The sequence below is a fragment of the Streptomyces sp. NBC_01481 genome (assembly GCF_026339995.1).
Lineage (GTDB): Bacteria > Actinomycetota > Actinomycetes > Streptomycetales > Streptomycetaceae > Streptomyces.
Genome location: NZ_JAPEPT010000003.1, coordinates 699537 through 724378, shown reverse-complemented (window position 1 = coordinate 724378; position 24842 = coordinate 699537). Strand labels below are relative to the sequence as shown.

26 protein-coding genes are annotated in these 24842 nt (G+C 70.4%); 17 read left to right on the top strand and 9 right to left on the bottom strand.

Annotated features, from left to right (window positions below; genetic code table 11):
* Window positions 1-111: 111 nt before the first annotated feature.
* Window positions 112-2595 carry a ThuA domain-containing protein gene (locus OOK40_RS19815; protein WP_266483378.1) on the top strand — a complete coding sequence of 828 codons (2484 nt, stop codon included), beginning with the start codon at window positions 112-114 and terminating at the stop codon, window positions 2593-2595.
* Between the two features lie 56 nt (window positions 2596-2651).
* A complete protein-coding gene (locus tag OOK40_RS19810) occupies window positions 2652-4796 on the top strand; it encodes a family 16 glycoside hydrolase (protein ID WP_266484465.1) in 2145 nt (714 codons plus the stop codon).
* Window positions 4797-4819: 23 nt separating this feature from the next.
* Here OOK40_RS19810 and ligD read toward each other — a convergent pair whose 3' ends face one another.
* A complete protein-coding gene (ligD, locus tag OOK40_RS19805) occupies window positions 4820-5833 on the bottom strand; it encodes a non-homologous end-joining DNA ligase (RefSeq protein WP_266483376.1) in 1014 nt (337 codons plus the stop codon).
* A 52-nt stretch (window positions 5834-5885) separates the two neighbouring features.
* Between ligD and OOK40_RS19800 the strand changes: the two genes are divergently transcribed.
* The gene (locus OOK40_RS19800; RefSeq protein ID WP_266483374.1) at window positions 5886-6950 is read left to right on the top strand and encodes an ATP-dependent DNA ligase; all 1065 of its coding nucleotides are present in this window, start codon (window positions 5886-5888) and stop codon (window positions 6948-6950) included.
* Window positions 6951-7166: 216 nt separating this feature from the next.
* Here OOK40_RS19800 and OOK40_RS19795 read toward each other — a convergent pair whose 3' ends face one another.
* Window positions 7167-7358 carry a hypothetical protein gene (locus OOK40_RS19795; RefSeq protein WP_266483371.1) on the bottom strand — a complete coding sequence of 64 codons (192 nt, stop codon included), beginning with the start codon at window positions 7356-7358 and terminating at the stop codon, window positions 7167-7169.
* Between the two features lie 166 nt (window positions 7359-7524).
* On the opposite strand from OOK40_RS19795, the gene OOK40_RS19790 reads away from it, so the two are divergent.
* On the top strand, window positions 7525-7782 hold the full coding sequence (locus OOK40_RS19790; RefSeq protein WP_266483367.1) for a hypothetical protein: 258 nt from the start codon (window positions 7525-7527) through the stop codon (window positions 7780-7782).
* A gap of 103 nt (window positions 7783-7885) precedes the next feature.
* Here OOK40_RS19790 and OOK40_RS19785 read toward each other — a convergent pair whose 3' ends face one another.
* Entirely contained in the window at window positions 7886-8848 is a 963-nt protein-coding gene (locus OOK40_RS19785) for a GlxA family transcriptional regulator (RefSeq protein ID WP_266483365.1), read from the bottom strand.
* A 200-nt stretch (window positions 8849-9048) separates the two neighbouring features.
* On the opposite strand from OOK40_RS19785, the gene OOK40_RS19780 reads away from it, so the two are divergent.
* Window positions 9049-9711, top strand: a complete 663-nt coding sequence (locus OOK40_RS19780; protein WP_266483362.1) for a DJ-1/PfpI family protein — start codon at window positions 9049-9051, stop codon at window positions 9709-9711.
* Window positions 9708-10154: a hypothetical protein gene (locus tag OOK40_RS19775; RefSeq protein ID WP_266483360.1), complete on the top strand. Its 447-nt coding sequence runs from the start codon at window positions 9708-9710 to the stop codon at window positions 10152-10154. The genes OOK40_RS19780 and OOK40_RS19775 overlap by 4 nt, the downstream gene beginning before the upstream one ends.
* A 26-nt stretch (window positions 10155-10180) precedes the next feature.
* Here the strand turns inward: OOK40_RS19775 and OOK40_RS19770 are convergent, their stop codons facing one another.
* The gene (locus tag OOK40_RS19770) at window positions 10181-10615 is read right to left on the bottom strand and encodes a YchJ family protein (protein ID WP_266483357.1); all 435 of its coding nucleotides are present in this window, start codon (window positions 10613-10615) and stop codon (window positions 10181-10183) included.
* A gap of 113 nt (window positions 10616-10728) precedes the next feature.
* Between OOK40_RS19770 and OOK40_RS19765 the strand changes: the two genes are divergently transcribed.
* The 5 genes from OOK40_RS19765 to OOK40_RS19745 all read left to right on the top strand — a co-directional run bounded on the left by OOK40_RS19765 (window position 10729) and on the right by OOK40_RS19745 (window position 15882).
* Window positions 10729-12513: an FAD-dependent oxidoreductase gene (locus tag OOK40_RS19765; protein WP_266484462.1), complete on the top strand. Its 1785-nt coding sequence runs from the start codon at window positions 10729-10731 to the stop codon at window positions 12511-12513.
* A 153-nt stretch (window positions 12514-12666) separates the two neighbouring features.
* The gene (locus OOK40_RS19760) at window positions 12667-13722 is read left to right on the top strand and encodes an NAD(P)-dependent oxidoreductase (protein ID WP_266483355.1); all 1056 of its coding nucleotides are present in this window, start codon (window positions 12667-12669) and stop codon (window positions 13720-13722) included.
* Entirely contained in the window at window positions 13719-14408 is a 690-nt protein-coding gene (locus OOK40_RS19755; RefSeq protein ID WP_266483353.1) for a glycosyltransferase family 2 protein, read from the top strand. Before OOK40_RS19760 ends, OOK40_RS19755 begins: the two co-directional genes overlap by 4 nt.
* Before the next feature lie 170 nt (window positions 14409-14578).
* Window positions 14579-15241 carry a DUF2064 domain-containing protein gene (locus tag OOK40_RS19750; RefSeq protein ID WP_266484459.1) on the top strand — a complete coding sequence of 221 codons (663 nt, stop codon included), beginning with the start codon at window positions 14579-14581 and terminating at the stop codon, window positions 15239-15241.
* On the top strand, window positions 15238-15882 hold the full coding sequence (locus tag OOK40_RS19745; RefSeq protein WP_266483351.1) for a bifunctional 2-polyprenyl-6-hydroxyphenol methylase/3-demethylubiquinol 3-O-methyltransferase UbiG: 645 nt from the start codon (window positions 15238-15240) through the stop codon (window positions 15880-15882). The genes OOK40_RS19750 and OOK40_RS19745 overlap by 4 nt, the downstream gene beginning before the upstream one ends.
* Window positions 15883-15893: 11 nt before the next feature.
* On the opposite strand, the gene OOK40_RS19740 is transcribed toward OOK40_RS19745, so the two are convergent.
* The 3 genes from OOK40_RS19740 to OOK40_RS19730 form a co-directional block, all read right to left on the bottom strand.
* On the bottom strand, window positions 15894-16427 hold the full coding sequence (locus OOK40_RS19740; protein WP_266483348.1) for a hypothetical protein: 534 nt from the start codon (window positions 16425-16427) through the stop codon (window positions 15894-15896).
* 99 nt (window positions 16428-16526) lie between these two features.
* Entirely contained in the window at window positions 16527-16916 is a 390-nt protein-coding gene (locus tag OOK40_RS19735; protein ID WP_266483345.1) for a hypothetical protein, read from the bottom strand.
* Window positions 16916-18076, bottom strand: a complete 1161-nt coding sequence (locus tag OOK40_RS19730) for a molybdopterin-dependent oxidoreductase (RefSeq protein ID WP_266483343.1) — start codon at window positions 18074-18076, stop codon at window positions 16916-16918. Before OOK40_RS19730 ends, OOK40_RS19735 begins: the two co-directional genes overlap by 1 nt.
* A 114-nt stretch (window positions 18077-18190) precedes the next feature.
* Between OOK40_RS19730 and OOK40_RS19725 the strand changes: the two genes are divergently transcribed.
* The 3 genes from OOK40_RS19725 to OOK40_RS19715 all read left to right on the top strand — a co-directional run bounded on the left by OOK40_RS19725 (window position 18191) and on the right by OOK40_RS19715 (window position 22249).
* The gene (locus OOK40_RS19725) at window positions 18191-19621 is read left to right on the top strand and encodes a glycosyltransferase family 87 protein (protein ID WP_266483341.1); all 1431 of its coding nucleotides are present in this window, start codon (window positions 18191-18193) and stop codon (window positions 19619-19621) included.
* Window positions 19622-19688: 67 nt separating this feature from the next.
* Window positions 19689-20240: a hypothetical protein gene (locus OOK40_RS19720; protein ID WP_266483339.1), complete on the top strand. Its 552-nt coding sequence runs from the start codon at window positions 19689-19691 to the stop codon at window positions 20238-20240.
* 104 nt (window positions 20241-20344) lie between these two features.
* Window positions 20345-22249 carry a M64 family metallopeptidase gene (locus OOK40_RS19715; protein WP_266483337.1) on the top strand — a complete coding sequence of 635 codons (1905 nt, stop codon included), beginning with the start codon at window positions 20345-20347 and terminating at the stop codon, window positions 22247-22249.
* A gap of 28 nt (window positions 22250-22277) precedes the next feature.
* Here OOK40_RS19715 and OOK40_RS19710 read toward each other — a convergent pair whose 3' ends face one another.
* Both OOK40_RS19710 and OOK40_RS19705 read right to left on the bottom strand, forming a co-directional pair.
* Entirely contained in the window at window positions 22278-22517 is a 240-nt protein-coding gene (locus tag OOK40_RS19710; protein ID WP_266483335.1) for a DUF397 domain-containing protein, read from the bottom strand.
* The gene (locus tag OOK40_RS19705; RefSeq protein WP_266483333.1) at window positions 22517-23377 is read right to left on the bottom strand and encodes a helix-turn-helix transcriptional regulator; all 861 of its coding nucleotides are present in this window, start codon (window positions 23375-23377) and stop codon (window positions 22517-22519) included. The genes OOK40_RS19710 and OOK40_RS19705 overlap by 1 nt, the downstream gene beginning before the upstream one ends.
* A 124-nt stretch (window positions 23378-23501) precedes the next feature.
* Between OOK40_RS19705 and OOK40_RS19700 the strand changes: the two genes are divergently transcribed.
* The 3 genes from OOK40_RS19700 to OOK40_RS19690 all read left to right on the top strand — a co-directional run bounded on the left by OOK40_RS19700 (window position 23502) and on the right by OOK40_RS19690 (window position 24838).
* On the top strand, window positions 23502-24023 hold the full coding sequence (locus OOK40_RS19700; RefSeq protein WP_266483331.1) for an ATP-binding protein: 522 nt from the start codon (window positions 23502-23504) through the stop codon (window positions 24021-24023).
* Window positions 24017-24472, top strand: a complete 456-nt coding sequence (locus OOK40_RS19695; protein WP_266483329.1) for a hypothetical protein — start codon at window positions 24017-24019, stop codon at window positions 24470-24472. The genes OOK40_RS19700 and OOK40_RS19695 overlap by 7 nt, the downstream gene beginning before the upstream one ends.
* A gap of 72 nt (window positions 24473-24544) precedes the next feature.
* Window positions 24545-24838, top strand: coding sequence for a hypothetical protein (locus OOK40_RS19690; protein ID WP_266483327.1), 294 nt, complete (start codon window positions 24545-24547; stop codon window positions 24836-24838).
* Window positions 24839-24842 lie beyond the last annotated feature (4 nt).

Sequence of the window (24842 nt, the reverse complement as noted above, 5' to 3'; positions counted from 1 at the left end):
TCCACGCCCAGGACAAAGTTCGTGCCATTGCGGTCTTTTCTCTTGGCGAACCACGAAAAGGGGTCTAGTTTCCAAGGCTGTTGTTGTGACCACAGAGGGGTGGGTGACCACATGCAGCGCACACCACATCACAGGTCGAGATCCCGAAGAAACGGTCTGGCGGCGGCCCTTGGGGTCGGCGCACTGACCGTGTCCCTGCTCGGCGGCGGCGATGTCGCCTCGGCCAGGACCGATCCGGAACCGCCGTCGACAACGTTGTCCTTACCGTCGCCCCCGGGCGGCCAGAACGTGAAAGTCCTCGTCTTCCACGCCTCGGCCACCGCCGAGTCGCCGACCGTCGACGCGGGTATCGCGGCGATCGAGACCATCGGCCGGACCGGGCCCGACGCGGGCCGGTTCACGACCGAGGCCACGGACGACGCCGCCGTCTTCACCGATGCCACCAGGCTCGGCAAGTACAACGCGGTCGTCTTCCTGACCGGCGGCGGCGATGTGCTCGACCCGGAGCAGGAGGCCGGGCTGGAGTCGCATCTGGAGGCCGGCGGAGGCTTCGTCGGCATTCATGACGCGGCGCGCACCGAGCCGTACTCCGACTGGTTCACCGGGCTGATCGGCGCCCGGCCGGCCGGCGCACCGAGCACGGTGCAACGCGCGGTCGTCGAGGTCGGCGACCGCCGGCATCCGGCCACCGCGTCGCTTCCGCTGCAGTGGAAGCGGCCCGACGCCTGGTTCAACTGGGCGGTGAACCCGTCCGGCAGCGTGCACACCGTGGCCCGGGTCAAGGAGAGTTCGTACAAGCCCGCCGCCGGCGCCAACGGCTGGGACCACCCCGTCTCCTGGTGCCGTGACTACGACGGCGGCCGCTCCTTCTACACCGGCATGGGCGGTACGGTCGACAGCTTCGCCGAGACCGACTTCCGCGACCATCTGCGCGGCGCCCTCGCCTGGACCACCCGCCTCTCGCGCGCCGACTGCAAGGCCACCATCAACGCCAACTACACCGCCGAGCGTGTCACCCGGCCCAACCAGCCCGGGCAGAACGACCAGATCGGCGAGCCGCACGGCCTGGTGACGGCCCCCGACGGGCGGGTGCTCTACATCGGCCGCGGCGGGGCCGACTCCAGCAAGCCCGTCGTCACCGACTGGAACAACCCCGACATCGGCAAGGGCCTGGGCGAGATCCATGTCTACGATCCGAAGACCAGGAAGGTCACCCTCGCCGGGGCGCTCACCGTCTTCGGCAACAAGGGCGGCGGCGATGAGCTGATCAAGGTCGAGGAGGGGCTGCTCGGTATCGAGCTGGACCCCGGCTTCATGACCAACGGCTGGGTGTATCTGCACTACACGCCGCATGCGCAGATCAACCGCGACACGCATATGGCCGAGCGACGCGTCTCGCGCTTCACGCTCGACCTGGCTGCCGACAAGCTGGATCTCGCCTCCGAGAAGGTACTGCTCAAGTGGCCGGTGCAGATCCACAGTTGCTGCCACGCGGGCGGCGGTATGGCGTGGGACTCGAAGGAGAATCTCTACATCGCCACCGGGGACAACAACTCCTCGGGTTTCAGCGGCGGTTACTCCGGCAACAACCCCCAGCCGAACTTCAAGGGCGTGTCCTTCGCGGACGCGCGCCGCACCGCGGGCAACACCAACAACCTCAACGGCAAGATCCTGCGGATCCATCCCGAGGACGACGGGACGTACACGCTCCCGGCAGGGAACCTGTTCACGGGCAGGGAGCAGGACGAGGGCGGCGGCAAGACCCGCGGCGAGATCTATGTGATGGGCGTGCGCAACCCGGCACGTATCTTCGTCGACAAGTCGACGGACATTCTGTACGCGGGCTGGGTCGGTCCGGACGCGGGCGCACCGAGCACGACCTGGGGCCCGGCGAAGTACGACACCTTCTCCGCCATCACCACGTCGGGCAACCACGGCTGGCCGTACTGCATGGGCAACAAGCAGCCCTACCGGGACCGCAATCTGCCCGATCCGGGCAAGCCGCTCGGCTGGTACAACTGCGACGCCCCGAAGAACGAGTCCCCGAACAACGACGGCCTGGTGAATCTGCCGCCGGTCACCTCCAACACCATCTGGTACTCGCCGCAGGGCGGCGGTGTGGACTATCCGCGGGACGCCAATGGCATTCCCAGCTACAAGACGGAGGAGCAGAAGATCCTCATGCCGTGGCTCAAGGGCGGCGGCCAGGCGACCATGAACGGCCCGGTCTACCGCTATGACGCGGCGAGCACCAGCAAGGACAAGTGGCCCTCGTACTGGGACGGGAAGTGGTTCGTCGGCGACTTCTACGACGGCGACCAGCCGCGGCACGCGGTCCTGACCGACCCCAAGACCGTCGGCAAGGGCGGGATTCCGGTGCACGCCGAGTCCCTGAAGAAGATCATCCCCGTCGGGACGGACGGCATCCGCAATCTCATGGACTGGAAGTTCGCCCCCGACGGCTCGCTCTATGTCCTGGACTACGGCCGCGGATTCTTCACCTCCGACACCAAGTCGGCACTGTGGCACGTCACCTACAAGGGCGGCGAGCCGACCCCGTCCGCCGACAAGCTGGCACGGAAGGCGGCGCGGTGAGACCCGTGAAACACAGAACGGCGAGTTTCTGGACGGCCGTGGTGGCCGCGCTGACGATGGTCCTCGGCCTGATGTCGGCGGTCGCCTACGGGCAGAGCGACGATGTGGCCGCGGGCCAAGTCCTCACCTGGACGGCCGGCGACTCGATCGAGAAGTACGCGTCGTTCCCGGCCACTGCCGTGGCGGGCAGGACGACCATCGTCTTCGAGAACAGCGCGGCGACCGGCAACACCATGGGAATGCCGCACACGCTGACCTTCGACGTCTCCGATCCCGAGTACAACAACGACGTACCGCTGAACATCCTCGCCAACCCCAACGACGACCAGGGCGGCAAGCACACCGCCGAAGTCACCCTCACCCCCGGCCGGTACCGCTTCCACTGCACCATCCCCGGCCATGGCGCGATGCAGGGCATCCTGACCGTCACCGAGGGCGGCGGCGAGGACACCACGCCGCCGGAGACCTCCGCGAAGGTCGACGGTGACAAGAACGCCGACGGCGCGTACGTCGGCCAGGCCACCGTGACCGTCGCCGCGACCGACGCGGGTTCGGGTGTGGACAGGACCGAGTACGCGGTCGGAGCCGACGGCCCCTGGCAGCCGTACACCGCGCCCGTCGTGGTGAACAAGGTCGGCACGCACAAGATCCGCTACCGGGCCCGTGACAAGGCAGGCAACGTCGCCGCGGAGAAGGCGGTCGACTTCGCGGTCGTCGCCCCGCCGACCGACGACAAGACCCCGCCCGAGACTTCGGCGACGGTCAGCGGCGAGAAGAACGAGCAGGGCCAGTATCTGGGCATGGCCACGGTCACCGTGACCGCGTCCGACACCGGCTCGGGCGTCAACACCATCGAGTACGCGATCGGCGCGAGCGGGGCCTGGCAGCCGTACACCGCCCCGGTGATGGTGCACGATGCGGGCACGCACAAGGTCCGCTACAAGGCCACCGACAAGGCGGGCAACGCGGCCCCGGAGAAGTCCGTGGACTTCACCGTCGTCACACCGCCCGCCGAGGACAAGAATCCGCCGCAGACCGCGGCCGCGGTGAGTGGCAGGCAGAACTCCGACGGCGCGTACATCACGAGCGCCAAGGTGACCGTCACCGCGAGCGACGCGGAATCCGGGGTCGACAAGGTCGAGTACTCCCTCGACGGCGGTCCCTATCTCGCGTACTCCACGCCCGTCATCGTCGACCGGGTCGGCTTCCACACCCTCCTGCACCGGGCCACCGACAAGGCGGGCAACACCTCGGCCGCGCAGAAGGTGACGTTTACGATCGCCGAGGGCGGCGGCGTCCCGGCGCCCAACTGCCCGGAGTTCGACGAGCGGTTGACGGTGATCGTGGGTACGGTCGACACGGGTGTGCCCAACCGTGTCACCCGCAGCCGCTGCACCATCAACGAGCTGATCGAGGACGAGAAGGACTGGTCCTCGCACGCGCTGTTCCTCAAGCACGTCGACAAGGTCCTCGACCAGCTGCTCGCCGACGGCGTGATCGACCAGCGCGAGCACACGAATATCTACCGGGCGGCCAAGCAGTCCGGCATCGGCAAGCCGGGCCAGAACACCGGCTACCGCGATTTGTTCGACGGCACACAGGCCTCGTTCGCCAAGTGGCAGCACGTGGGCGGCGGTTCGTTCGGGCTGGGCCCCGACGGGTCGATGACCAGCGGCACCACCAGAGGCGGCCTGGGCATGCTGTGGTTCCCGCAGCGGCGGTACGGGGACTTCTCGCTGAAGCTCCAGTGGCGCGACGACGCGCCGGGCACCGGCAACGCCAACAGCGGTGTCTTCGTGCGCTTCCCGTACGTCCACGACAATCCCGAGGAGCCGCGTCCCGAGTGGGTCGCCATCAAGTACGGCCACGAGGTGCAGGTTCTGGACCGGCCGGACGGCGACATGTACAAGACCGGCTCGGTCTACGGCTTCGACCGGGTGGGCCTCGGCGGCGCGGGTGTGACGCCGAAGGGCACCTGGAACGACTACGAGATCCGGGTGGTCGGCCAGCACTACTCGGTCTACCGCAACGGCGTGCTGATCAATGAGTTCGACAATGCCGGAGGCCAGGAGTTCGTCCCGCCGCGGGGCGACGACCCGGGCACGGACGGCCGGCGGTACGCCTCCGGCTACATCGGACTCCAGGTCCACGGCACGACCGATGTGATCTCCTACCGCAACATCCGCGTCAAGGAGCTGTAGCCGAGGGGCCCGGCGCGGCGCGCTCAGGCGTCGTCGTGCCGGGCCCTGCTGGGCTGTACGCGCTTGGGCTCGCCCGGCATCTTCGGATACTCCGGCGGGTAAGGCAGATCGCCGAGGCCGTGCTCCGCCTCGTCCTTGCGGGCCACCTCCAGCAGACTCTCCAGGCTGAACCGGTGGTCGTCCATGTCCGCGTGCACATCGCCGACCTCGACGTACCGCGCGGGCATCGTCCTGATGTCGAAGTCCTGCGGCACAGCGTCGTCGATCTCCTCCCAGCGCAGCGGCGCGGAGACCGGGGCATGCGGGCGCGGCCGCACGGAGTAGGCGGAGGCGATGGTGCGGTCCCGGGCTGTCTGGTTGTAGTCGACGAAGATCCGCTCGCCGCGCTCCTCCTTCCACCACTTGATGGTCACCCGGTCCGGCATGCGGCGCTCCAGCTGCCGGCCGACGGCGATCGCGGCCCGCCTGACCTGGGTGAAGGTCCACAGCGGCTCGATCGGTACGAAGACGTGGATGCCGCGTCCGCCCGACGTCTTGGGCCAGCCGCGCAGTCCGGCCTCGTCCAGTACGGCGCGCAGTTCGTGGGCGGCGCGCACGGCGTCGGCGTAGTCGGTGCCGGGCTGCGGGTCGAGGTCGATCCGCAGTTCGTCGGGGTGGTCGGTGTCCTCGCGGCGTACGGGCCAGGGGTGGAACGTGACGGCCCCGAGGTTGGCCGCCCACAGCACGGCGGCGGGTTCCGTCGGGCACATCTCGTCCGCGGACCGGCCGCTGGGGAAGGTGATGTGGGCGGTCGGGATCCAGTCGGGCAGGTACTTGGGGGCGCGTTTCTGGAAGAACGACTCGCCGGTCACCCCGTCGGGGTAGCGCTCCAGGGTGGTCGGCCGATTGCGCAGGGCGCGGGTGATGCCGTCGCCGACGGCGAGGTAGTAGCGGACCATGTCCAGCTTGGTGTAGCCGGGCTCGGGGAAGTAGATCTTGTCGGGATTGGACACGCGTACGGTCCGCTCCCCCACTTCCAGCTCGATAGCTCCGGCCATGCCCGCCAGCGTAGGCCGTGCCGAGATTCCCCGCATACCGGACAATCGCCGTATGGATCTGCCTGTGATGCCGCCCCTGAAGCCGATGCTGGCCAAGTCGGTCAAGAAGATCCCGCCCGGCATGCAGTACGAGGCCAAATGGGACGGCTTCCGGGCGATCGTCCACCGGGACGGCGACGAGCTGGTCATCGGCTCCAGGACCGGCAAGCCGCTCACGCGCTACTTCCCCGAGCTGGTCGCCGAACTGCTGGCCAACCTTCCGGTCCGCTGTGTCGTCGACGGCGAGATCGTCATCGCCCACGAGGGGCGCCTCGACTTCGACAAGCTCACCGAGCGCATTCACCCGGCCGATTCCCGGGTGCGGATGCTCGCCGAGCAGACGCCCGCGAGCTTCGTCGCCTTCGATCTGCTCGCGCTCGGTGACGAGGCCCTGCTGGACGCCCCGCTCGCGGTGCGGCGCACCACGCTGGCAGCCGCGCTGGCCGATGCCGCACCGCCGGTGCATCTGGCGCCCGCCACCACCGACGTCGCGCTGGCGCAGGAGTGGTTCGAGCGGTACGAGGGCGCGGGGCTCGACGGGATCGTCGCCAAGCCGCTGGATCTGCCCTACCGGCCCGACGCCCGGCTCATGTTCAAGATCAAGCACGAGCGGACTGCGGATGTCGTCGTGGCGGGCTACCGCTTCCACAAGAGCGGACCGATCGTCGGCTCGCTGCTCCTCGGCCTCCATGACGCATCGGGCGCCCTACAGCACGTCGGCGTCTGCGCGGCGTTCTCCATGAAGGTGCGCGAGGAGCTGATCGAGGAGCTGGAGCCGCTGCGGATGGATCCGCCGGAGGGCCATCCGTGGGCGGCGTGGGCGGAGGAGAGCGCCCATGAGAGCGCCAGGCTCCCCGGCGCGCAGAGCCGCTGGACGGGCAAGAAGGATCTCTCGTGGGTGGCGCTGCGGCCCGAGCGGGTCGTCGAGGTCGCGTACGACCACATGGAGGGCGACCGCTTCCGGCACACCGCGCAGTTCCGCCGCTGGCGGCCGGACCGCGAGCCCGCCGACTGCACGTACGCGCAACTGGAGGAGCCGGTGCGCTACGACCTGTCCGAGGTGTTTTCGGCGCCCTGAGGCGGTCGTGCACTCAGCCTGCGCGCGGTCCATCGCGACCGCCTCGGCGTGCTCCGCGCTCGCGGCGATCAGGTGACGTGCACCACTGCCCCGCACGATCCTTTCGATCCGATCCGGCGACGAGCCCGCGTCGTTGGGCACGCTCCGCCCGCCCGCCTCCCCGACCGCGAAGTCCGGCCAGGACCACTCGTACCTGGTCCGGGGCATGATCGCGATTCAGCCACCGGGCTCGATGCCCGCGATGATCAACGCCTTGGCCACAGGGGTCACTTGGGCCGCGAAGGCGCCGGCCGTGACGGGCCGCTCGTCTCCATTGCGTCGCGCGACGAGCGAGTGGGGTGCCTGGCCGGCCTTCACGTAAGGTGTGTCGGCGGCGCAGCCGGAGGCCGCCGGCCGCACGAGTCGCACGCTTCTGGCACCACACCGTTGTCCCTGACGATGCAATCGGCGGGTGATCCGAAACGGTTGCCGCACAGAGACATCCCCGACGACGAACGCGGAAGACCGTCCGGTACGTATGAAGGGGTGGGCGCCGGCCTCCGGCGCCCGACAGAGAAGAAGAGAAGGACTACACGTGACCGCGTCGCCCCTCGTACCCGTACCGATCCCCGATCGCGTCGCCGCGCTGATCGGGTCCTGCATGCCGCTCGACATCCTGCAGGCGGAGGTCGACGCCGAGTGCGCCGTACGCGAGGTCAACCGGTTCCGCATACCCCTGTGCAACGAGGACCAGGCGGACCGCGAGCACGCGCTGTCCACGCTGGCTCAGGCCAACAAGATCCTGGCCGCGTACAACCCGCGGCTGATCATCAAGCCGTCACGCGGCTTCTGAACTCACCGGGGTCGTGGTGAGCGTGGGCCAGGGGGCGTTGGTGGTTGCTGCTCGTGGGTGGCCCCGCGGGCGAACCGCAGCAGCCTGACCCGGCACCTTGCCCCTACGCCCCGGACGGCGCCGGGCTCCGGCTGAACGCGCGGCGGTAGGCCTGCGGGCTCGTGCCGACCTGGCGCTTGAAGCGGTCGCGGAAAGCCGTCGGTGAGCCGAAGCCGACCTGCGTCGCGATCCGGTCCACCGAGTGTGCCGTCGTCTCCAGCAGATACTGGGCCTGGCGGATACGCGAGCGGTGCAGCCACTGCAGCGGCGTAGTCGCCGTCTGCTCGCGGAAGCGGCGGTTGAGGGTGCGGGTGCTCATGCCCGCCCGTGCGGCGATCTCGCCGAGGGTGAGTTCGCGGCGGGCGTTCTCCTCCATCCAGCGCAGCAGGGGCTCCAGCGTCATGCCGTCCGGGCTCGGCGGCTGCTCGTGGACGATGAACTGCGCCTGGCCGCCCTCGCGTTCGAGGGGCATCACCGACAGGCGGGCCGCGTCCGCCGCCACCGCCGAGCCGTGGTCCCCGCGGATCATGTGCAGACACAGATCGAGTCCGGCGGCGGCGCCCGCCGAGGTCAGGAACTGACCGTTGTCGACATAGAGCACATCGGGGTCCACGTCGATCTCGGGGTGCAGGGCCGCGAGCGCCGCCGCGCCGAGCCAGTGGGTGGTCGCCCTCAGCCCGTCCAGCAGGCCGGTGGCAGCAAGCACGAAGGCGCCCACGCAGATCGAGGCGATACGGGTACCACGGGCGGCCGCCGCGCGCAGGGCGTCCAGTACCTCCGGCGGGACCGGCACGGCCGGGTCGGCACAGCCGGGCAGGATGATCGTGTCGGCCTCGGCGAGAGCGTCGAGACCCCAGGGCGCGCGCAGCGTGAAGGCCCCAGCGTCGACCTCCTGTGACGGGGAACAGACGCGGACCCGGTAGGCGGCCCGGCCGTCGGGCAGCCGGGTGCGGCCGAAGACCTCCAGCGGGGTGGACAGGTCGAAGGCGATGACGCCGTCGAGTGCGAGGACGGCCACGGTGTGCATGGCCATAATGTATGCCCAGCCCGGTTTCCGGCCAAGTGCCGCCAGGTGGCACTCGTCTGCCGACACCCGCCGTTCACGGGCCTGGCGAGAATCCGGTGGAAGCTGGCATTCACGCCACTGTCCTGTCTCTTCGGCGCTCCATAGCGTCGGTCCGGCGGCCCGGAGGGGGCCGCCCCTCCGCAGACAAGGACTGGTGCCGGATGCTCGCCCAGATCGTTCTGTTCGACGGCTTCGACCCGTTGGACGTCATCGCTCCGTACGAAGTGCTCACCGCAGGCGGCATGGTCGCCGGCGGTGCGCTCACCGTCGAGCTCGTCTCCGCCGAGGGCGCGCGTGAGGTGCCGAGCGGCATGGGCCTGCTGTCGCTGCGCGCCGTCGGCGTGCTGGACCCCGAGCGCGCGGACCTGGTCCTGGTACCGGGCGCGGCGGGCCGTATCTCGGACGACAGGGGCGAGGACACCGTCCCCGCGATCCTCGGCCGGAGCCTGAACACTCCCCTGCCCGGCCTGCTCAAGGCCGCAGTCGAGCGGCCCGAGCTGGTCATGAGCACGGTGTGCGGCGGCTCCATGGTGCTCGCGATGGCGGGACTGATCGCCGACCGCCGTGCCACCACCCATCACATGGGTCTGGACGCGCTGGCCGGTGCCGGGGTCCACGCGGTCGAGGCACGTGTTGTCGACGACGGCGATCTGGTGACCGGCGCGGGCGTCACTTCGGGCCTGGATCTCGCGCTCTATCTGCTGGAGCGGGAGCTCGGCCCGCGGATCGCGCACGAGGTCGAGAGGCTCTTCTCCCACGAGCGCCGCGGCACGGTCTGGAGCGCCCGCGGCACCATCCCCGTATCCGAAGGACTGCCGGCGTGACCAAGTTCCTGCTCATCGTCCATGTCCTGGCGGCGATCATCGCGATCGGTCCGGTGACTGTCGCCGCGAGTGCTTTCCCCGCCGCCGTCCGCCGTGCGGTGGCCGAGCCCGGGAGCGAGCAGGCGCTGGGAGCCGTACGTAATCTCCACCGCATCTGCCGGGTGTACGCGCTCGTCGGCGTCGTCGTGCCGGTCTTCGGTCTCGCGACCGCCAACAGCCTGCATGTGCTCGGCGACACCTGGCTGATCGTCTCGATCGTGCTCACCGCGCTGGCCGCGGCGGTCCTGGGGCTGCTGGTGCTGCCGGGGCAGAGCGCGGTCCTGGAGGATCTCGCCACCGGCGCTTCGGCACGGCTCGCCATGAGTACCGGGGTGTTCAACCTGCTGTGGGCGACGGTGACGGTGCTGATGATCGTCCGACCCGGATCCACCACAGGGGCCTGACCCCACCGGCAACTCCCGCTTCCGGCTCAGTCCAGGAATTCGCCGTCCACGTACACCCAGGCGCCGCCGTGCCGCTCGAAGCGGCTGCGCTCGTGCAGCGCGCCGCGCTTTCCGTGGTGCCGGAAGCGGGCGCGGAAGGTGACCGTGCCGGACGAATGGAACGGACTGCCCTCCTCGGTGTCCAGGATCTCCAGGCGTGTCCACTGCATCCCGGGGTCGATCTCAAGGTGCCGCGGCCGGGTCGAGGGATGCCAGGTACGCAGCAGATACGCCTCGTTGTGGGCGACGAAGGCGCTGTAGCGGGAGCGCATCAGCAGCTCGGCTGTGGGTGCGGTGGCCTCGCCCGAGTGGAAGCGCCCGCAGCACTCGCCATAGGTGGCGGGCAGCCCGCAGGGGCAGGGCGAGATGTCGGTGAGGGCGGGGGCGGAACCGCGACCGGGGCGGGAGCTGCGTCGGGACATGGCTCCATTTTCCGCCATTGAACGAATGGGCCCACGCGTGGCTTCCGGGTCATGCGGGATCTCCGTATGCTCCTGCGCCGGACGGACAGTTACCGTCGGTAAGCGGGATGGGGATGAATCGGGTGGGCAGCACACGACGCACCTTCATGGCGGGGGCGGCCGCGGTCGGCGGCACGGCCGCACTGGCCGCGGTTGGCACAGCCACGGCGGCCGCACAGACGAACGAGGACGGCACCGCGCCAGCGCCCTCGGTCGCCGTACTCGGCGGCGGCGTCGCCGGACTCACCGCCGCACACGAGCTGGCCGAACGCGGATTCCGGGTCACCGTCTTTGAGCGCAGGGCGCTCGGCGGCAAGGCCCGCAGCATAGACGTCCCGAACAGCGCGAAGGGCGCCCGCCGTCCGCTGCCCGCCGAGCACGGCTTCCGCTTCATCCCCGGCATCTACCACAATCTGCCCGACACGATGCGGCGCATTCCCTTCCCCGGAAACGCCAACGGCGTCTGGGACAACCTGGTCGCGCCGCCCGAGATGTCGTTCGCCCGCACCGGGCGCGAGGACTTACGGATCCCGCTGCCCTGGCCGGGACACAAACCGGCCCAGCTCACGCTCGACGAGATCCGCCGCGCGCTGACCGCCGCGCTGGACACGCTCAGGGGCATCCCCGCCCACGAGACGGCGTACTTCGTGAACCGCGGCCTGGTCTTCCTCACCAGCTGCGACGAGCGGCGCGACCAGGCCTGGGAGCGCACACCCTGGTGGGAGTTCATCCGGGCCGAGCGGATGAGTTACGACTACCAGCGCATCCTGGCCGTCGGACTGACCCGGAACATCGTCGCGACCAAGGCCGAGGAGGCCAGCACCCGTACCGTCGCCACGCTCCTTGAGGCCTTCGTCTTCAACGCGCTGGGCCGGGGCGCGGACGGTCCCCTCGACCGGATCCTCAACGCCCCCACCAATGAGGCGTGGATCGACCCCTGGGTGGACCATCTGACAGGGCTGGGCGTGGACTTCCGGATCGGCTGGACGGTACGGGAAGTGAAGTACGGCGGCGGGCGGGTCACGGCAGCGGTGATCGAAGACCGGCAGGGGTTACGCCGGTCGGTCACCGCGGACCACTACGTCTCCGCGATGCCGGTCGAGCACGCACGCCGGACCTGGGGCGCCGAACTGCGCGCGGCCGACCCCCAGCTGGCCCGGTGCGACAAGCTGGAGACGGACTGGATGACGGGCATCCAGTTCTATCTCACCGAGAAGGCGCCGCTGCTGCACGGCCACCTCAACTGCATCGACTCCCCCTGGTCCCTGACGGCTATTCAGCAGGCCGGTCACTGGCCGTCCCGCGACTTCCCCGCCGACTACGGCGACGGTGTCGCGGTCGACTGTCTGTCGGTGGACATCTCCGAATGGGACAGGACCGGCATCCTGTACGGGAAGACAGCCAAGCAGTGCACCCGTACCGAGGTCGCGAGGGAGGTATGGGCACAGCTCAAGGCGGCCGTCAATGACACGGGCCGCACGGTGCTCAAGGACAGCGCCCTGCACTCGTGGTTCCTGGACCCGGGCGTGGACGGCCTCGGGACACCCAACCCGACCAATGAGGACGAGCTCCTGATCCACCCGGTCGGCACCTTCCACAACCGTCCGAGGGCCGCCACCGCGATCCCCAACTTCTTCCTGGCCGGAGACTATGTCGCCGTCGACATCGACCTGGCGACGATGGAGGGCGCCAACGCCTCTGCCCGCGCGGCGGTCAACGCCCTTCTGGACAGGTCCGGTTCAGCTGCCTCCCGCTGCACGGTGAAGCCGCTCTTCCGCGCCCCGGAGATCGAACTGCTGAAGCGCCACGACCGCACCCGCTACCGGCTGGGGCTGCGCAACGCCTTCGACCTGGGGTGACGGCCGCGCCGCTACAGGGCGGGCATGTTATCGGCGGGCCGCTGCGGACGTCGGGGTGAGCTCCCCCGAGCGGCCTAGTCAAGTCCTTACGGACTTGTGACGGCACGGCGCGCAAAGGCGATCAGTGCGCTTGTCGGCCGTAGCGTCGCCAGTATGCGTGTACTTGTCACAGGAGGCGCGGGCTTCATCGGCTCGCAGGTCGTCGCGGCTCTCGCCGCCCGCGGCCATGACCCGGTCGTGCTCGACGCCCTGCTCCCGGCGGCCCATCCCGTACCCCCGCCGCTGCCCGACGCGGAGTGGATGCTCGGGGACGTACGGGACCGGGAGCTGCTGGCGCGGGCGCTGCGCGGCGTTGATTCCGTCTGCCACCAGGCGGCGATGGTCGGCCTCGGCAAGGACTTCGCGGACGCACCGGAGTACGTCGGCTGCAACGACCTCGGCACGGCCGTGCTCCTTGCGGCGATGGCCGAGGCCGGTGTGCCCGAACTGGTGCTGGCCGGCTCGATGGTGGTCTACGGCGAGGGCCGCTACGACTGCCCGCGCCACGGCAGGGTCCGCCCGGGCCCTCGGGCCGCGGGCGATCTCGAGGCCGGGCGCTTCGAGCCCCTGTGCCCCGAGTGCGGCGCGGAGCTGACGTCGGGCCTGGTGGACGAGGACGCGCCGACGGACCCGCGCAATGTGTACGCGACGACCAAGCTGGCCCAGGAGCATCTGGTCGCGGCCTGGGCCAGGGCGACGGGCGGCCGGGCCGTCGCCCTGCGCTACCACAATGTGTACGGGCCGGGGATGCCGCGCGATACCCCGTACGCGGGCGTTGCCTCCTTCTTCCGGTCCGCTCTCGAACGGGGCGAGGCGCCGCAGGTCTTCGAGGACGGGCGGCAGCGGCGGGACTTCGTCCATGTACGGGACGTCGCCGACGCGAACGCGATCGCCCTGGAGGCCCTGCGCGGCCGGGAGCCGGGTGTGCTCGCCGCGTACAACACCGGCAGCGGGACCCCGCACACGGTCGGCGAGATGGCGGACGCGCTCGCATCCGCCCGCGGCGGTCCCGCACCCGTGGTCACCGGGGAGTTCCGGCTCGGCGACGTACGCCACATCACCGCGGACTCCCGGCGGCTGCGGGCCGAACTGGGCTGGAAACCGCGGATCGGCTTCGCCGAGGGCATGGCGGAGTTCGCGGCGAGCAGGCTGCGGGGTACGGCGTCATGACGGTCGATGTGATCCTTCCCTGCCTCGACGAGGCGGAGGCGCTGCCCTGGGTACTGAGCCGGATCCCGGCCGGATGGCGCGCGATCGTCGTCGACAACGGCTCGACGGACGGCTCCGGCCGGATCGCCCGCGACCTGGGCGCGACCGTCGTGCACGAGGGACGGCGCGGGTTCGGGGCCGCGTGCCATGCCGGGCTGCGGGCGGCGGAGGCGGAGTACGTGTGCTTCTGCGACTGCGACGCCTCGCTGGACCCGGGGCTGCTGGTCGATTTCGTACGCCAAGTCGCCGACGGCGAGAGCGATTTGGTACTGGGGCGGCGTCGGCCGCAGGGGCACGGAGCCTGGCCGCCGCACGCCCGGGCCGGGAATCTGGCGCTAGCGCGGATGCTGCGCCGGCGCTCCGGTCTGCGACTGCACGACCTTGGCCCGCTGCGGGCGGCGCGCCGCGAGGAGCTGCTGGCCCTCGACCTGACGGACCGCCGCAGCGGCTATCCGCTCCAGATGGTGGTCCGCGCGGCGGACGCGGGCTGGCGGGTGACGGAGGTGGACGTCCCGTATCTGCCGAGATCGGGAAGGTCGAAGGTGACGGGCACGTGGCGGGGCACCTGGCAGGCGGTCCAGGACATGCGGGCGGTCCTGGCGGAGCGGCCCGCGGGCCGGGTCGGCGTCATGGGTGGTGTGCGATGAGCGGGGAACGCGCCGAGGAGCGCGCCGGCGCCGGCGCACCGTCGCCGGACAGGCCGACGGCGAGGGGCCGCGCGGCGCGCGCACGTTGCGCGGTTACCGCGGACGCCGCGGGCGACCACGATCGGGGTGCGCAGCACGGCACCGGGCTGCCCGGGCCGTCCGACGGCCCGATGACCGCGCCCCACACGTCCCCCGCCCGGCAGGAGCGGCCCGGCACGCTGCTCGTCATCGCCAAGGCCCCCGTACCCGGGCGGGTCAAGACCCGGCTGTGCCCCGCGTACTCCCCCGAGGAGGCGGCCCGGCTCGCCGAGGCCGCGCTCGCCGACACCCTGGATGTCGTGCTGGCCACGCCCGCACGCCGCCGGGTTCTGGTGCTCGACGGTGCGCCCGGCGACTGGCTGCCGGACGGTTTCGAGGTCGTGCCGCAGTGTCCGGGTGGACTCGACGAAAGACTCGCGCATGCCTTCGGGCTCTGCGAGGGGCCCGCGCTGCTCGTCGGCATGGACACACCACAGCTCACCGTCGAACTCCTCAGCACCGGACTGGAGTTGAGCGAGGGCGAGGCAACCTTCGGTCCCGCCGACGACGGCGGATTCTGGGCGCTGGGCCTGGCCGAGCCGGATCCCTCGCTGCTGCGAGGCGTACCGATGTCCGTGCCCGAGACCGGCGCGATACAGCGGCACCGGCTCCTGCGTGCCGGTCTCGCGGTGCGTCAACTGCCCGTGCTGCGGGACGTGGACACCGCCGACGATGCCCGTCTGGTCGCGGCCCAGGCCCCGCACGGCCGGTTCGCCGCGGCGATGGCCGCGCTCGCCGGGACCGGGGCGCGATGACCGCGCCGGCCTGGCAGGCCGATCCGTACACCGACGCCCTGCGCACGGGCCGGGGCCCGCTGTTTCTGCGCCGCCCCGACGGCTGGCTGCTGCCCCTGGAGGTCGAGCGGTGGTGCGCCGATCCGGACGACGCCGATCGGACCGTGCTGGAGCGCTGCCGGGGTGCGGTGCTCGACATCGGCTGCGGGCCCGGCCGTCTGGTCGCGGCGCTGGCCGCACGGGGGCAGCCGACGCTCGGCATCGACGTGAGCCCCGCGGCGGTGGCCCGCACGCTGCGGCTCGGCGGAAGTGCGCTTCACCGTTCGGTCTTCGATCCGCTTCCCCTCGATGGGAGTTGGAGCACCGCTCTGCTCATGGACGGCAATATCGGCATCGGCGGAGATCCCTGGGTGCTGCTCGCCCGGGTGGCGGCTCTGGTCGCCCGTGACGGCGTGCTGCTTGCCGAGACCGCGCCGCAGGATGTCGACGAGCGCGTGCAGGTGCGGGTCTATGACGGCAGTGCGCAGGGCTCGGCGTTCCCCTGGGCCCGGGTGGGTACGCAGGCGCTGCTCGACTACGCGGAATCGGCGGGCTGGGCGGCGGACGAGGCGGAGCTCTGGACAGTGGCCGGGCGCGCGTTCGTGGCGCTGCGCCGCTCATAGGCCCGAAAGCCTCAGACGCCGGAGCGGACCGATGTGAGACGGGGTGTCGTGAAGACCGGCGGCTGGCCCGCCGGGACCGGCTGTTCCGGCTGGTCCACGGCGCCCTGCCACAGCAGCACCCGGTGCCGCCGCTCCCAGCGGGCCGCCCGTTCGGCCCGCATCAGCGGGTCCACCGCCCAGACGAGGTTGAACGTCACGACCAGCGGTTCGTAGACGGCCAGTGCCGTGCCCAGCAGGAGCCAGAGGGCAAGCCTCATCCCGTAGGTCCTGATCAGCCACAACCGGACCTGTGCCGGGGCGGACAGCGCCCTGGCCGGGTCCGCGATCGGGACTGCGGCCCGGAACAGCGGGAGGTCGCCTTCCTTCAGCAGACCGCTCGTGGAGACGACCCCCCAGAAGACGCCCCAGGCCAGTATCGCCGCGATGAACCACCAACCGGGCAGTCTGACGGGGCCGTTCACCGCGACACCGACCGTCGCGGCGATCAGCCCCGAGACCCCTATCACCAGGGCGCAGGCCAACTGTTTGTGTACGAACCTGACCATGACCGCGTCCCCCTTGTACGCCACGGACGGGCACTCGGTGTCACTATGCCCAGGCGGACACGGTCACCGACCGTCCGGGCCGATGCGTTCGCCAAGAGTTCAACGCCGCGGCACCCGCCGCCTGATCCACCGCGCCGCCAGCAGCACACCCGTGAGCACCGCGACCGCCGCGAGCGCCAACAGCCAGTTGCGTACGTAGTCCAGCGGCAGCACGGTCGGGTTCTTCGGCGTTCCCGGCCGCAACAGCACCGGCAGGGCGACCACCGTCAGGCAGCCCGCCACGATCAGCGCGCCCCGGACCGTTCCGCGCGCCGGGACCGCCGCGAGGAGCAGGCCCACGCCGAGAACCAGCGGGGCGACGATCCCGTCGTGCAGAACGATCGCGCCCGCCAGCCACAGCGCCACGTCCTTCAGCTGCCCGCCCGTCAGCAGCAGTACCGCGCCGACGGTCATCAGGGCGAGGCCCAGCGCACCCGTCACGATCCGCATCAGATGACCTCCATCCGGGCGACCCACTTGGTCTGCAGCACACCGGGCCGGTTCGGGGCGATGATGCGCGCCGGGAAGCCGTGGTCGAGCGAGAGCACCTGGCCGTTGAGGCGCAGGGCGAGCAGGCTGAGCGGATCGTCGGCGTAGTCGGCGCCCATCTCCATCACGCGGTAGGTGCCTCGCCGCTCCAGCGACACGACCCGTACCGCCGTGCCGGGCCGGGCTCCGGCGCGCTCCAGCAGGTCCCGTACGCGGACGCCGGTCCACTGGGCCGACTTGCTCCAGCCCTCCACGCAGGCGATCGGAAGGGTGACGGTCGTCTGGGGCAGCGCCCTGAGTTCGTCGAGGGTGAGTTCGTAACTGCGCTTGCCGACCACGGTCAGCCGCCAGTCGGCGACGGTCAGCGCCGTCACCCCCGCGGTGGATGCCATGCGGTTGATTGGCAGCCCCTGCGTGCCGTGGTCGGGATGTCTCGGCGCGAGCAGGTCGAAGCGCTTGAGGGGAGTGAAGGACTGACCGACGGTCGTCAGCGTGACCGCGCCGACCGCCGCCGCGATGCCGGTCAGCAGGGAGCGCCGGTCGGGCCCCTCCCCCGCCGGCAGTTCGAGGGTGCCCGGTGAGCGGCTGGTCCAATGGGCTCTGATCTCCGGGTACTTGACCGCGATGTGCAGGATCAGCGCGCCGAACAGCAGCCATGCCACGGCGAAGTGCGTGGGGACGAAGGAGAACGGCCACGGGTACCACTGGACGGTATTGAGCAGTCCGGTGAACAGCTGGAACACGGCCGCTCCGACCAGGACCGCCACCGAAAGACGCTCCAGCGCATGGCGCACCGACGTCAGCGCGGGCCACACAAACAGCCGGGGATACACGGCCCACAGCTTGGCGAACAGCAGCGGGATCGCCGCGATACCGCTCGCCACATGCAGCCCCTGCGTCACCCGGTAGCCCCAGGACGGACGGCTCGGCAGGACGTTCACGAGATAGTCCGGCGGGTGCTGGAGGTAGTGGCTGATCACGCCGGTCACAAAGCACACGGCGATCGCCAGGCCCAGCCAGCGGCCGATCGAGGTCGCCGTGCGGGCATCGTGCAGCTTGCCCGAGAAGGACGGCAAGGGGGGCGCGGACAGTCTGGGCAGTCGGGGCGGCTTGATCTTCATGTCTTCCATGAGACCCCCGCCAGGGTCCCTGTGGGGCGGCGTGACACCTTACGGAATGCGGACATCAGGAGGTGGCGCGGCGTCCGGACCCCTTCCCGGTGCCAGGCTGAGCCTGTGATCAACCCGCGTACGCTCACCGCCGGCGTCCTCCTGGCGGCCTTGACGGCGGCACTCGCGCTGACCGTCCGCAAGGACGGCTATTTCACCGACTCCATCGGCCTTTCCTGGTGGTACGCCGCCTGCTGGGCACTCTTCGCCGCGGCGGTCTTCGCGGTGCGCAAGGTGCCGGTGCGCCAGGCCGTGGTCCTGGTGATGGCGGGCGGTGTCGCGGTCGCCGCGACCGGGCTGCTGGCTCCCCCGCGCACCAGTACTGACTCCTACCGCTACGCCTGGGACGGCAGGGTGCAGGCGGCCGGGATCTCGCCGTACGACCACGCCCCGGCCGATCCCGCGCAGGGCGGCCTGCGTGACGACTGGCTGTTCCCGAGCGGGGCCGCGTGCGCCGGGCCCGACCTGGTACGCATCGCGGGGCCCCAGGGCGAGGTGCGCTGCACGCGGATCAACCGGCCGCAGGTGCACACCATCTACCCGCCGGTGGCGGAGGGGTACTTCCTGCTCGTCGACTCCCTCGCGCCGGACGGTTCACGGCACAAGGCACTGCAGGCCGGCGGTGCGGCGCTGTCGCTGGGCACGACGGCGGCGCTGCTGCTCGTCCTGCGCAGGCGCGGCGATCCCCGCAGTGCGGCGTACTGGGCGTGGTGCCCGATCGTGCCCATCGAAGCGGTGAACAACGCGCATGCCGATGTGCTCGGGGCGCTGCTGACCGTGGTGGGCCTGGGAGTACTGATACGGCGCCGCATCGCGGGCGGGGCTCTGCTCGGGGCGGCGATCGCGACCAAGCTGCTGCCGGCCGTGGTGCTGCCTGGCGCCCTGTCCGGGGTGCGGCGGGTGCGGGACGCGGCGGCGGTCCTGCTGCCCGCGGCCGCCGTGGTCGCGCTGACGTATCTGCCGTACGTCCTGGTCTCCAACAGCTCGGTGCTCGGCTATCTCAGCGGCTATACGGAGGAGGAGGGCTACGACGATCCCTCGGCCCGCAACCGCTACGCCCTGGTGCGGCTGGTACTGCCGGACGACTGGGCGCTGCCCGCCGTGATCGTGACGATGCTGGCGGTCAGCGCCCATGTCCTGCTGCGCGGCGATCCCGAACGCCCGTGGAGCGGCGCCCTGCTGGTCACCGGATCGGCCTTCCTGCTGCTGACGCCCGGCTACTCCTGGTACGCGCTGCTGCTGGCCGCGCTGGTGGCGCTGGACGGACGGTGGGAGTGGCTCGCGATCGCGGTCGCGGGCGCGGCCAAGTACGTGACCGTGAGGTCGGACGCCGACCCTCAGAGCATGGGGACCTGGGTGTACGCGGTGGCGGCCGGCGTGGTGCTCACCGGCTGCGTACTGCGCCGTCGTGGGCCGAGGCACCCGGCGCCGCGCGGTGGCCACGACCGGCAGGTCGGCAGTGTCACCACAGGCGGTCGCTCACCCCGAGCGAGATGACCTCACCGCGACGATCTGTTGGTCGAATTGGATCCGCAAAGGATTCGTCCAGTGCACAATCCTCCTTGTGGACCAGGGACTTGCGGTGCTGCTCGGGGCAACGGTGGGCGTTCTCGGGACCATCTCGGCATCTGCGATATCCGGTTGGTCGACCCGCCAACAGGTGCAGAGCCAAGCGAAGGTAGAGCATGCCCAGTGGCGCAGGCAGGCGCGCCGTGATGCATACAGTGCCTTTCTGGCTCCAGCCAACGAAGCACGCAGCGCGCTGAAAATCACTGCACGCGCGCTGATTGGCGACAGCCCGGACATGACGGAAGCCGATCGCAGGCTCCGAGTTGCCCAAGAACAGCTGGATGTCGTGCAGGCCGCTTGGGCCAGCCTGGCGGTAGAGGGACCGGAACCGGTGGAGCAGGCAGCCCGCAGTGTTCACACGGGGCTCCACTCAATGCGCACAACTCTTCTCGCGTGGCGCGACTCCGCGGGCGCCCCAGACCGCAACGTCTCGTTTGTGGAGCGCCACGCTGTTGAGGTCACCAGAGTCTCCGAACGCATCGGCAGGTTCACCGCGGCAGCACGGGCTGCCTTGGATGACACTGACGCCCCACCAGGTAGAGCCTGACAAGGGCTCTATGGGTCCCCCGGGATCGGCGGCAACCACATGGCGCGCATGGCCAACTCTGCGGTCTTTACGGCCCGTTGGGCACCGCCCTACGCTCCGGCCCCATGACCACACCCGGTACCCGTTTACGAAGAGCAGCCGCGCTCGCCACCGCGGGCGCGCTGCTCGCCGGCGGACTGCTGGCCGCCACGCCATCGGCGGCGGCCGACAGCCCCGTGACCGAAGCCGCCACGGTGGTGCCCGTGCAGACCACCGGCCCCGCGGACAAACGCTTCAACATCATCGTTCTCGGCGACGGCTACACCGCCGCCGAGCTCCCCAAGTTCCGCGCCGACGTCGACAAGCACCTCAATGTGCTCTGGTCCACCGAGCCCTTCGCCTCGTACCGCTCCTACGTCAACGTCTCGGCCGTGGAGGTCCCTTCGGCCGATTCCGGCGTGGACTGCGACCCCGGTCTGGACTCGCCGCGCCGCAACACCGCGCTGGGCATGGGCTTCTGGGGCGGCTGCAACCCCGGCAGCGTGCAGCGCCTACTGACCGTCGACAGCACATCGGCGTCCGCTCTCGCCGATCTCGTCCCCGGGTCGGCGAGCGCCAACCGGCAGATCGTGGCGCTCGCCAACAGCGAGACCTACGGCGGCGCGGGCGGCACCTTCGCCACCGCGTCCGGCGGCAACGCGCTCTCCTCGCTGATCACCCCGCACGAGATCGGCCACTCGCTGGGCAGTCTCCAGGACGAGTACGACTACTACGCGCGAGGCGTCCCCGGAGCGGCGTACGAAGGCGGTGAGCCGTCGTCCGCCCATCACACCCTGCTCACCGAGGAGCAGATGAAGCAGCGGCGGGCCAAGTGGTGGCGCTGGCTGGGAGAGAAGAGCGAATCGGGCGGGGTCATCGGCCGGTTCGAGGGCGGAATGTACAGCACCAAGGGCGTCTGGCGACCCAGCAAGCACTCGATCATGAAGACCCTCGGGTACGCCTTCGACCAGGTCGGGCGCGAGGTGATGACCCAGAAGATCTCCGCCAAGGTCAGTCTCGTCCAGGACCACACCCCGAACAGCGCCCCGATCGGCGACGACCGGACGGTGTGGGTGGACACCCTGCATCCGGTGGGCGGTGAGCTCGATGTCGTATGGCGGCTGGACGGCCGTCCGCTGCGTGCGGTCGGCGATGCCCGGACGGTGGATCTGCGAAGGCTCCAACTCCCGCGCGGCGCCCACTCCTTGACGGCCACCGTCACCGACCCGACGCCGTTCGTACGGGACCCCGCGATCCGCGCGTCCGCCGCGCTGACCCGCACGGTCTCCTGGAGTGTGGACACGGAGGTCACGACCCCGCGGGAGCCGGTCGCGGCCGCCTTCACCGGTCACACCGACACCGCGGCCCCGGTGGGCTCGGCCTCGGTCGTGTACGCGGACACCACGCACCCCGCCGACCGCACGCACTCCGTGCGCTGGACGCTCGACGGGCGGCCGGTGGCCAATCCGGGCAACGACCGCGATCTCGATCTGGGCGCACTGCGACTGTCTCCCGGCACCCACAGCCTCAGTGCTCGTATCGCGGGTACGAAGACGTCGCTGACCTGGACGGTCGATGCGGCACCTGCGGCCGGAGCGTACACACTCTCCGAGCCGCTGCGCATCGTGCACCGGCCGGGCAGGCCCGTTGAGTACGTCTACGACGGCCCGTTCACGATGAAGCTGACGGCCCGCGACGACCAGGACGGCTCCGTGGTCTCGCAGTTCCGGGTCGACGGGGACGGCTGGCAGACCTACTACGGCTGGCCGACGGACGCGGACGCGCCGTACCGCTTCACCCCAGGCGGCACGGTCATCGACAGTCTCGTCTTCGGCAAGCTCGGCCGTACGCGCGCGGTGCCGTGGGACGACGCCACACCCGACTACGGGACCCACACGATCGAGTACCGGACGATCGACGCGGCAGGCAATGTCTCGCCGCCGAAGACGTTCCTCGCGACGCTGCTCCCGCCGGGGGCCGCGAAGGGCTGAGCCGGCACCCGAGCCGACGGCCGAGCCGTCAGGTGAGCAGGAAGTCCGCCTTCCCGGACTTGGCCCCCTGGATGAACGCCTCCATTTCGTTGGAGGTGTAGATGAGGGCGGGGCCGTCCGGGTCGGCGGACTGACGCACCGCGACCCGGCCGTCGGCCAGCTTCATCGTCTCGAAGCAGTTGCCGCCGTTGCCGCCGCTCCACGGCTTGTGCCAGCCCTCTTCGCCCAGTTCGGCCGCCGGCATCCCGTTGTATATGTGGTGATTCATTACAACTCCTTGCGGAGATCCTTGAGAATCTCCTTCGTGCGTTGCGCAGTCGCGGCCTGAGCCGCCATGCGGTCCAGAACCTCCAGATGCGAGGCGACCTCGGGGCGGGCGTCCAGGTAGACGGCGCCGGTGAGGTACTCGCTGTAGACCATGTCCGGGAGCTCGGGGACGGCGAACCGGAAGAGGACGAACGGCCCGTAGGTGCCGGGGTGATGTCCGGTCGCGAACTCCGCGATCTGCAGGGTGATATGGGGCAGCCGGGACCATTCGAGCAGCTTGTCGATCTGCGCTCGCATGACGCCGGGGCCACCGACGGGCCGGCGGAAGACCGTCTCGTCCATGATCACCCAGAACTTGGGTGCGTCGGGTCGGGTGAGCAGAGCCTGGCGTTCCATCCGCAGCGCCACATGGCGCTCGATGTCGGCCGGGTCGGTCTGCCCGACGGCTCCGCCGATCATGATCGCCCGGGCGTAGTCCTCCGTCTGCAGCAGACCGGGCACGAAGTGCGGCTCGTAGGTCCGGATGAGGGCGGCGGCACCCTCCAGACTCACGTACATGCTGAACCAGCCGGGCAGAACGTCGTGAAAGCGCTGCCACCAGCCGGGCTTGTTGGCCTCCTCGGCGAGCTCGATGAAACCCCGGGCCTCGTCGTCAGTGATCCCGTAGGCGTTCAGCAGCAGCTGGACATAGGGGATCTTCAGCGCGACCTCGGCGGTTTCCATCCGGCGGATGGTGCCTGCGGCCACGCGAAGGACCTTTGCCGCTTCCTCGCGCCTGAGTCCGGCCCGCTCCCGCAGATCCTGCAAGCGCTTGCCGAGAACGACCTGGCCCACCGTGGGGGCGGACCGCGGTTCACTCACTTCGAGACCTCCCCACGTGCTGTTGCGTGCAGTGTGCCACGCTCCCGCAAGGATGAATATGCCCACTCTGAATATTTCAAAGTGGGCCTTGCCAAGCTGACCATTACAGCGGGAGAGTGGTCGGGTGAACCGTGACGCGCTCACCGCCCCGCTCGTGGACCCGTGCTCGGGGGCCGACCACCACCGGTACGGCTTCGAGCTTCCGGCGCGCGTCGAATTCGTCGCGAGAGCGCGAAGACTCGCGCGCGAGCGGCTGCACTTCTGGGGCATAGGCGGGGACGTTCACGACACGGCGATGCTCGTCGTGTCCGAACTGGTCACCAACGCGGTCGTGCACACCGACGGCCAACTGGTGGTCTGCGAACTCCTCAACGACGCCGAGCGCCTGCGTATCACCGTGCAGGACCAGGGGTCGTCCCCCGCCGGCCCGCACGTGTGCCACACCCTCGAAGAGGAACGCGGGCGCGGCCTTCTGCTGGTCGAGGCCGTCAGCAGCGCCTGGGGGGCGTACGACTCGCAGCACGGCCCCGGCCGTCTTGTCTGGGCGGAGCTGCCGCACGCCCGCACGTCCCGGGAGAGCGGCATTCCGCACGCCCGCACGTCCCGGGAAAGCGGCATTCCGCACGATCCGCAGAGGCCATGCTGAAAAGCCTGGCGACGCTCCTGTTCTTCCGGAGCTTCTCCCGGAGGTGCTCCGGGAACGCCCGCCGCGGCACCGTCCGCACCGAGACCCCGTTGACCCGGCTCGACCTTCCGCCCACGCTCTCGGCCCATCTGGGCTGTGACGCCGTGGGCTTTCCCGCGCGCCACGGCTTCCGGCTGCTGGGCGGACTGCCGCGCTGCGGCTGCGTCTTCGCCGACACCGACTGGTGGTGGTGGATCGTGCCGGCCGGCTCGGACCTGGAGCTGACCTGGCCGCTGCCGTCGCACTACGCCCGCGGCGCGTACGTACCGGCGGTGAATCCCCAGCTGATCCGCCGGCCCGACGACACCAGCCCGTACACCCCGCCGATCCCCCTCTATCTGATGGTGTGCCAGCTCACCGGAACCGCTCCCCGATGGACAGCCGGTGTGGGCGGCGCGCGCAGCGCCTGAGCCGATGCAGGGGCGCACGGAAGATCAGCCCCGGCAGCCCGAAAGCCCCCGGGACCGCATAGGCTTTGATGCATGTCAGAAGCCAATTCGAGCCCGGAGCGGCAGGGGCTCACACCACGCCAGGCGCGTCATGTACGGATAGCTCTCTCCGCGGTCATCATGATCGCCGTGGGTGTCACGCTCGTGCTGCGGCTGGGCAGCACGCACTCGGTGCTGACCATGGGCTTCTACGGCATCGCGCTGATCCTCTCGGGCAGCGCGCTGGTGCTCAGCCGCCAGGGGCGTACGCGGGTGGCCACCGCGGTGCTGGGGGTCGGGGTCGCGGTGGCACTCGTGTCGGAGTGGGCCGTGGCGTCGATGCGTTGAGCTT

What these genes read in the sequence shown, in the direction of transcription:
- OOK40_RS19715 (WP_266483337.1), top strand. Translation starts at nt 20,345, where the DNA reads ATGACCACACCCGGTACCCGTTTACGAAGAGCAGCCGCGCTCGCCACC.
- OOK40_RS19815 (WP_266483378.1), top strand. Translation starts at nt 112, where the DNA reads ATGCAGCGCACACCACATCACAGGTCGAGATCCCGAAGAAACGGTCTG.
- OOK40_RS19785 (WP_266483365.1), bottom strand. Translation starts at nt 8,848, where the DNA reads ATGCACACCGTGGCCGTCCTCGCACTCGACGGCGTCATCGCCTTCGAC.
- OOK40_RS19735 (WP_266483345.1), bottom strand. Translation starts at nt 16,916, where the DNA reads ATGCGGATCGTGACGGGTGCGCTGGGCCTCGCCCTGATGACCGTCGGC.
- OOK40_RS19690 (WP_266483327.1), top strand. Translation starts at nt 24,545, where the DNA reads ATGTCAGAAGCCAATTCGAGCCCGGAGCGGCAGGGGCTCACACCACGC.
- OOK40_RS19730 (WP_266483343.1), bottom strand. Translation starts at nt 18,076, where the DNA reads ATGAAGATCAAGCCGCCCCGACTGCCCAGACTGTCCGCGCCCCCCTTG.
- OOK40_RS19760 (WP_266483355.1), top strand. Translation starts at nt 12,667, where the DNA reads ATGCGTGTACTTGTCACAGGAGGCGCGGGCTTCATCGGCTCGCAGGTC.
- OOK40_RS19740 (WP_266483348.1), bottom strand. Translation starts at nt 16,427, where the DNA reads ATGGTCAGGTTCGTACACAAACAGTTGGCCTGCGCCCTGGTGATAGGG.
- OOK40_RS19765 (WP_266484462.1), top strand. Translation starts at nt 10,729, where the DNA reads ATGAATCGGGTGGGCAGCACACGACGCACCTTCATGGCGGGGGCGGCC.
- OOK40_RS19780 (WP_266483362.1), top strand. Translation starts at nt 9,049, where the DNA reads ATGCTCGCCCAGATCGTTCTGTTCGACGGCTTCGACCCGTTGGACGTC.
- ligD (WP_266483376.1), bottom strand. Translation starts at nt 5,833, where the DNA reads ATGGCCGGAGCTATCGAGCTGGAAGTGGGGGAGCGGACCGTACGCGTG.
- OOK40_RS19755 (WP_266483353.1), top strand. Translation starts at nt 13,719, where the DNA reads ATGACGGTCGATGTGATCCTTCCCTGCCTCGACGAGGCGGAGGCGCTG.
- OOK40_RS19810 (WP_266484465.1), top strand. Translation starts at nt 2,652, where the DNA reads ATGGTCCTCGGCCTGATGTCGGCGGTCGCCTACGGGCAGAGCGACGAT.
- OOK40_RS19800 (WP_266483374.1), top strand. Translation starts at nt 5,886, where the DNA reads ATGGATCTGCCTGTGATGCCGCCCCTGAAGCCGATGCTGGCCAAGTCG.
- OOK40_RS19770 (WP_266483357.1), bottom strand. Translation starts at nt 10,615, where the DNA reads ATGTCCCGACGCAGCTCCCGCCCCGGTCGCGGTTCCGCCCCCGCCCTC.
- OOK40_RS19745 (WP_266483351.1), top strand. Translation starts at nt 15,238, where the DNA reads ATGACCGCGCCGGCCTGGCAGGCCGATCCGTACACCGACGCCCTGCGC.
- OOK40_RS19695 (WP_266483329.1), top strand. Translation starts at nt 24,017, where the DNA reads ATGCTGAAAAGCCTGGCGACGCTCCTGTTCTTCCGGAGCTTCTCCCGG.
- OOK40_RS19750 (WP_266484459.1), top strand. Translation starts at nt 14,579, where the DNA reads ATGACCGCGCCCCACACGTCCCCCGCCCGGCAGGAGCGGCCCGGCACG.
- OOK40_RS19710 (WP_266483335.1), bottom strand. Translation starts at nt 22,517, where the DNA reads ATGAATCACCACATATACAACGGGATGCCGGCGGCCGAACTGGGCGAA.